Annotated in this window: 3 protein-coding genes; all 3 read right to left on the reverse strand. The window is 42.9% G+C overall.

The annotated features are described in order from the left end of the window. Window positions 1–90: 90 nt before the first annotated feature. The 3 genes from NL644_RS06095 to NL644_RS06105 are packed head-to-tail and all read right to left on the reverse strand — an operon-like array spanning window position 91 to window position 7752. The gene (locus NL644_RS06095; RefSeq protein WP_253658182.1) at window positions 91–4839 is read right to left on the reverse strand and encodes an OmpA family protein; all 4749 of its coding nucleotides are present in this window, start codon (window positions 4837–4839) and stop codon (window positions 91–93) included. Then, entirely contained in the window at window positions 4832–6073 is a 1242-nt protein-coding gene (locus tag NL644_RS06100; RefSeq protein WP_114323882.1) for a hypothetical protein, read from the reverse strand. The genes NL644_RS06095 and NL644_RS06100 overlap by 8 nt, the downstream gene beginning before the upstream one ends. Before the next feature lie 23 nt (window positions 6074–6096). Further along, window positions 6097–7752: a hypothetical protein gene (locus tag NL644_RS06105; protein ID WP_114323881.1), complete on the reverse strand. Its 1656-nt coding sequence runs from the start codon at window positions 7750–7752 to the stop codon at window positions 6097–6099. Window positions 7753–7864 lie beyond the last annotated feature (112 nt).

The following is a 7864-nucleotide window of genomic DNA, read 5'->3' on the forward strand; positions in this document are numbered from 1 at the left end:
CGAGAAGCGAGAAGCGAGAAGCGAGAAGCGAGAAAATCTTACTTCAGTTTCCATTGATAAGGAAAGAAAAACCGCCCGAAGGCGGTTTTTTTATTTTCCATCAAACAACCACTTTTTGAGTATTTGCTCTCGTTGTGCAGATAGTGGAAGCTCCTTAGCTACTGAGTAATCTTTCATGATTGGCTCCGCATTCATCCAAACACTTAAAGGGGTAGCCTTATGGGACATCTTACTACGATTTAAACTTGCTAAGTTGGAATCAGCATTGTCAGTCGTTCCTGCAGTATATTCAGAAATAGCTTTAAACTCCTTCTCACTCATCTCATACCAACTCTGGTTGTAATGGGTTTTTCGCGAGTTGAACAAAGTTGGCGCCGTTGTATCTATAGCTCGAACAGGGAGCCTTTGTGATGAAGCGTTTAAAGATAGTCCAGCTTTCCCATCAATATCGAGCATGATGTATGGGGCATCGTTTCCTCTAGTAATAAACGGGCGTAAGCCAGTCATCTCTTTCCCGGTTGCATTAGTGTACTTCAGTGATATCTCGACTGCGTATAGATCAGTGTCCACAAAGTCTGGTGATAAATCGAATAGCCCTCCTTCCTTGACTACCAGGTCCTTTACAAGCTTACTTAGGTTGCTAGAAAGATGATCCGATACCTCGTTCAGGCTTTGCGGTATTGATTTAGGTTTGAATGACACCTCTTTCTTCTCGAGATTCACTTCTACCTTTCCTAATGGATACAAATCTACATCTTGATGTTCAAAATTGTAGAGACCTCTTGCATCGTTTGCTTTCAAACGAATGTCCACAGGTAAGCGGTGACGATCAAACCCTCCTCGTTCAAGTATTTGTTCAACATTTTCAACAGATTTTGTACTGACGATGAGCAACAGCTTCGTTGCTTTTTCAGAAGTATCATAGGATGGCTGCTTCTTCGTCCAACCGATCGCTTCCATTATATCGTCGTGCTTACTTCCGGGAATAAGGTTCTTCACACTAGCATCATAAATGTACAAGTTTGCCTTAGCATCTGAGAATAATTCTGGATACTCGACTGCTTTTTTCCCTGCTCTTGCTAAGAAGGTTTTCTCATATAAGAATTCATGCTCTTTCGACATTGTTAAATTAAAGATGGAAGCCTTATCCGTACTAGAAGTTAGCTCCTTACCATCTTGTGTTTTAAATACGAGCTCTCTTTTATATGTTAGCTTTGTTTCTGTTTTAGCAACGTTAGGCACACCAACTTCTAAAAGGTAACGCATCACATAAGCCGCTGAGTGCTGTTCATCTACCTGACCAAACACCGACTTCCATTCTTTGCTACCGTAGTCATCAGCAATAGGCTTGATGCCACTCATGATGTTGCATCCAAAGTAATAAGTAGGACTTACAACAACACCGTATAGTGTCGTATCTGTCTCTAACATTTGCTTCTCTGTTAAATACGCCCTCTCAGTTTCAACTAGTGATTCCAGTGCAATTTCACGAACATATTCAGTAGTGTAAGAGCCAAAATCATCAAAGAACCTATTTTGCCTCACAGGTCTAACACCCACAGGCACAAGATTAAGCAAACCTTCTTCTTTGAACTTGGTCAGCGTTTCGTCCTTCATATCAAGAATAATAAGTACTCTAATTGGCATAGTCGGCGTAATAGCTTCACCGCTGTTAACCCTGTCTTCGAGTGGGAGCCACTCGTCATTGACTTTTACGGAAACCATATGCCCAGCAAACATGGAGTCATCAAGCTTAGATAAATCTGGCGCTTTTAATAGAGATCTAAGCTTAGTTAAACTAGGGTCCGCAATAGTATGTATAGGACAGAATTTTTGATATACCTGCGATTGTTCAAGCGCTTTTATCCCAGTCTGAGATTGCTTCGCTCGGTATGTTACGTAACTCGTCATTGCAGCAAAACTCAGCACACTTTCCGAAGCACTACGGTAAATATTCTTTGTTTCTAGCCACGCTTCATCAAGGTGGAAAGAAGGAAGCCAAGTTCCCCCCAAATCCCATTCATCACTTAAAAGATAGGTCTTTATATAGCCTTCAATATCAAGATCTCTTTGCCCAGACGTCAAGTGATTAACCGCGTAATATTCCGAAACGTAATTCGTTGTTTTGTTCTCTTCTTTTATTTGAGATTCAAGTAGAAGCAATCGCAGCAGCCCATTGAGCGCTATAGCGCGTTTTATATATGCCTTGCCAACAACACTCAGTTCATCGAACGCAGGTAAACCGCGATACAGTAACGCCTGTCCTACCACATCAAATTCAGAAAAACGTTTCTGCTTCTCTTTGTATTCTTCTAATTCTTTATTAAGAATTTTGGCTGCACCATCCAAAGTAGAAACCAAGGTTTCACCTGACCAATACAACCCATATGCTAACGCAGCACCTGGACCAAGCATTGGCGCAGCAAAGCCTAATGCAATATCAAAGGCTTGGCCGGAAAATTTCCAAATTTCCTCATGGACTTTCATCTCTGCTAAAACCGCTTTCTGTCGATTTTTCTCCAGAGCTAGCAGCCAACTTCTACAAGCAGGATATTCAAAAGCAGAGTTGAGGTAGAACTTCATCTCCGCTCGACGACTTAAGCGCCTATTACTCGTATCATTATCGGCATAAACGCCTTTACCAAGCGCAGATATTCGATGGTCCCACTTAATAGCATCAGTGCCAAGATCTTCTAAAATTGAAGATTTCAGCGCCGAAGCACGTTTTTTCGACAGTTTAGTGTTGTATTCCACCGAGCCAATATCACACGTATATCCTTCAATGTTCAGCAACATTTCTGATTCTGTATTACGCAGATATTCAGCCACTTTAGAAACGAGCTTCTTATCAGAATTGGTAAGTTCATCATTTGCGCTATCAAATTCAAAAAACAGCGTGAGATAGCTTGCCTCACCTTCTTTTGCCCGTTTTTTCTCTAACAGCGGCCTACCATTTAACAGCACTTTATGACTTACACTTTTATCAGAGAATGCTTCAAGGAGCGCTTTTTTATGTTCCGCTTCAGACTCAAGCAGTGCCTGACGATCTTTTTCATCGCTCAATAAAAGTGTTGATATTACCGATTGTGTTTTCTGGCCATATTCCTTCGACTTATCAATATAGGCATTAAACGCCGCCTCGGAATTCTCGATACCTTTCGGAATTTCAAGACCGCTAGAAACAAACTCAGCAAAGCCAAAAGGCTTATCAAGTGCATATTCAATAGCCCGAACGGCGGGCTTTAAAGGAGTTACGATCTTATCGTCCACCTTATGCCAAAAATGCTGTAACGCTGGTGGAATTGTATAAACGCTCGGTAACGCGCTCCCAAAGTGATTTGACCAGTTAAGTGCTTTTGCTAAATCTTCAACAGATCCAAGCGTATCTTGAGCCGGTGGCTTCAGCTTTTGCGCAAAATCTAAGAAACCCTTTGCTTTTGCATCAATACCGACCGCGAGTTTTAAAGCATTTAAGAGCTTATCTTCAGCTTGCTCTCGATTCAAACCTGCGCTAAATGCTTTATGAACCGTCGTCATACTGAATGGATCCATCACGCCAGACGCTGAAGCCTCGATAACGGCTTTATAGTTACCGATGGAATTTAGAATATTAATCGACGGTTGCACACCAGTAGCAGGTTTGTTTTCGCTTGTATAGGGGAGACTTTTACTCCAATCGAGCCAGCCTTTAAATGTTTCTGGCGCATGTTGGAACAGTGACTCCTCAACAGAGATGGGATCACCAGAAAGGATGATGCTGCGCCCTGCTATTGAATAAATAGGCAGGTGTAAGACTTGCTCAGATAATGAGTAACAATTGTTTGGGATATTTAACTTAGCAACCTGAGCCATCTGGCTATCTGAAGGTTTAAGTAATGCATCCCAATATCGCTTAATTCCCTCTAAATCTATATCAAAGCGGACTAATTGCTTGATTTGATCATCCTCATCCAGATGACCGCCAGTTATCCAAAATGTGGCGACATATTGGGTTACTTCCTTTGCAACGTCAGAGTCACTGGCCTGATTAGCAATATCAAAGTATGTAACCGGCCTTACTCGGCTAGTGATTTTATTGCCTATATCCTTAGCATCCCCTTGGATGATCAAGTTTTCTGGTTGTCCGGACAAAGTAACTTCTGCCCCCTCAAAATAGTCGGCAGAGAAGAATAAATTGATGGTCCAAACTTGAGGAATACGCAGATAATAAAAATTATGATTATAGTTTTTGCTATAAATTTTTTCATACAGGCGTTTATACGCGCCTTTATTTTGCCCAAACTGCGCCTCTGCTGCTTCAGCTTTATGGATAAAAAACTCGGCTAATTCGGGCGCTAAAAATCGCCTCTCGGCAGGGTCTTTGCTTAGCTTTTGGTCCTGTTCAATATCTCTGTTAGTTACTACGCCAACTTCAATGCTTTCATCACTAGAACTTACAACATCCTTGGCCAAGGCTGCTAAGCGTTCCGTCCAAGCAGTATCTTCAGACATAACCGCAGCGGGAATTAAGTAAGGTGGGATATAGACGGGTTTTAGCTTATCTGTCGTGCTAGAAATCGTTAGTGGTGAAGAAGAAGAAAGCTTATTCCCATCAAGCTCTTTAACTGATTGAACCTTGGTATTCCAACCTTGTAGCCGACCTGATGAATCACTGAAGTATAGTGGTGACGCATTCTTACTATTGCTACCATCCACAGCTTGACCAACTGTTAACTCTGGAAGGGCTAACGCAAAACCGGGCAATGGATAGAGCCCGTTGCCAGTAATGGCCTCCCCGCCTGGTCCGACCAATTGTCCCATCAAGTAGAGAGAGTGCTGTTCAATCTTAGCCCTAGCCATGATTACGCTCCTCTAGAACGGTTCTTGCTTTTTCGATGTCAGCATAACTTGGTAGCGGATAGAGTGACTCGCTCCAATTATCCGCTTCTTTATGTTCAATCACATTACGGCTAAAGCCAAAGCCATAGGCGGATTTTTTAACTCGTTCTCCATCTCTAAAACCTACGAACCCATATATCATTTCTGTAGTAGGGCTATTATCGGTGGGCTGGTGTAATACGCGGGTTATGTTTCGACCGTGAACAGGGACGAACCACATATCACTACCGTTAAAAGCCAACAAATCCACTGTAGCAGGGAAATCGCCTATTTTTTCAGAGGGCCTTCCCGAGCGGTATGCCGCACCTCCAAGGCAATAAAAACCATCTCCATACTTTCCGCCCCAGACATTACAATCGTAGCTATCCGGAGTAAAGTCACCGCGATCGACCAGTTTTAAGGTTTTTGCATCAAACACGAATGTATTACCGCATTTGGGTACATCGCTCTCCCCAAAAGTTTCAAGGTATTCGTCATTCTCCCACCCACAGCCAAACCCCGCCAAACTCGAATTAAAACTCAAATAGATCGCTTGCTCTGACTGGCTCATATAAGGCTTGGCAAAAGAGGTCATGTAACGTGCATATGAACCATTTACATCAGTAAATTTCACTACCTCTTTGGTGTCTAGCTTAACCAGAAGAAGCTCATCTCTTTTTTTCACAACAACTTGTGTGCTGTCTGTATCCCACATGATGTCGTGACGAGTTGAGCCAGACTCCTCACTAATGTTAGTTATTTCGCCATTATCTAGATCATACAGCACGGTACTATCTTTCTGAGGGACAACAAGATAGCGGCCGCTTGGCGATCGTGACATATATTTAGCATAATCAATCCCAGTATTAGGCGGGGGAGGCAATATCCCTTCAGGGATCAGCAATTGAGGGTTAGTACCATCAATATTTAATACCCAGTAACTGACCTTGGATTTATCTTCTCGGTTTTCGATAGTAAACAGGACCTGAGGGAGTGTCACATTTTCAGTATTCCAATCTGCAACCTTTGGGTTATCCGGTATTTCAAAATCGTACTGGTAAAGCCAAGTATCCGTTTTACCTTTGTACAAATCTAGGCGGTCTGCCATGCTCTCTATTCGAGCTTTCTCATCAAAATACGGCTTAGCAATGATGTAACCAACACCCGCGACAACAACAGTCGTCAAACCCAAGCCGAGTAATATTTTCTTTTTCATTCTTAATCCATTTTCTATTTAGGTTACAACGACCAATCCAGCACTAATGACTCAAAGCGTTGTTTTTCTGCTGCAGTCATATCTTTAGGCTTATCGTTTGGCTGAGCTTCGGGCGAACGTTCAGTAGCGCTCTCAGGTTCAACAAATAAATCGTTGTAAGCGACCCGATCAAAAAGTACGTGACGACTGTCTGGGTCTTGGTCATGTACCAGAGACATAGTAAAGACCCCGTCCGATGGTAGCCCACTTAACAGCGCTTGCTGCCAGTCGTGGTCTTCCCCTTCATAAAACTCTAAATCAAAGACGTCTTTATAATCGCTATTGTGATCGATTACATAGAGTGAATTCAAAGCGGTGATGCCAGACGTACCAACATCCACCCGGAATAATAGGCCACTGTTTTTTCCATCCACATAAGCGATGACCGTATTACTCTGGTCATAACTACGTACTATGGCTTGCTGGTCACTCAGCCATGGCATGTCTTCTTCGGTAACTTTGTGGATGGCTGCGCTGTCTACATCGGAGGTGAATTCTTGTGCACTGAATGACTGTGCGTCACTGTAACTGCTTAATTCATCTAATGGTGTGCTGGATTTCTCTAGCAAAGCAGCATCCGATTCTAACGCTTCAATTTGAGCAAAGCGCTTTTGCTTTGGTGAGAAAATGATCTTGAGTCCATTTTCCCCCTGTTGGATCTCACCCGATATTTTGTAAGGTGCCCAGAAATGCGCCATAGCAAAACCGCTTGCGCTTCTTTGTATTACCTGAGGTGTGTCTTTTTTCTTTTCTTCTTGCTCTAGGGTACGGTAATACTCGACGTCAACATCTTGGTAGTAACCTTTCTCGTTTATGGCCATCTCGCGCCAAAGCTTTCCTTTCCAAAAGACATAAAGAAAACCACCACGCAGATCAGAAGCTTTTGCTTTGTCGTTGCTACCATCTAAGTAAGCCAATGGTCTCACAGGCACCAACACGTTATCCCACTCATCCATCTGAGTATCTTTATCAACGGGTTGCAGGTCTTCGGCGAGTTTAAGCAAAATTGGCTGAGGCTGGTCGGAACAAGGGATTTTGATATAGAGCGTTTTACCCTCAGCTTCGAGATCTTTAAATGTCGCGAGGCTGCGGTGTTTGTTTTCTGTATCAGCCTTGCCTACAGTAACTTTTTCTTTTTGAGCTTCCGTTTTTCCCAACATCAAACATGCCGCGTTGCTAGACCACTGCCCTGCAAACTCGACAACAATTTTTTGGTCTGGGCTTGGCTCAGAAGGTACATGCGTGTAACTGCGAACTAGAGCAACATCGTCAGTAACCTGCTTGTAACCCGCTTTAAAAACTTTGCTTTCATTCGAAGCAGATACAGAGTCAACGAGCGATTTAAGTCTAGGGAAGCTTTGCAGCTGAGAGTCCGTCAATGGCGACCGACGAGCAACGGTAGATAATGACACCCAATTGCCTTTTCCCAATTCGATTCTTATAGCAGCTAGCAATGCGCTGGTCGTTTTTTTGGCAGAGATGGAAATCTTTTGCGCCAATTCTTTAGGGAGGTTTCTAAGGATGTCATCTGAATTTCGCAAACGCGAAAGCTGTCCTATACACTCGTCCGGTGTAAGAACATAAGATAGCTCGTTGGAGGATAGCTTCGAGCTAGGTATAAATTTGCAAACTAAATGCATTTGAATTCTCCACAACCAACATCGTAAATATGGCTGCGGTGACAATTAAGCTGATAAGGCTTACAAGTACGATTTGGTCTACGTATCCTACTTACTTAGCCATTTATTTTCA

The sequence above is a fragment of the Vibrio sp. Y10_XG_PY6 genome, assembly GCF_024181795.1.
Taxonomy (GTDB): domain Bacteria; phylum Pseudomonadota; class Gammaproteobacteria; order Enterobacterales; family Vibrionaceae; genus Vibrio; species Vibrio diabolicus.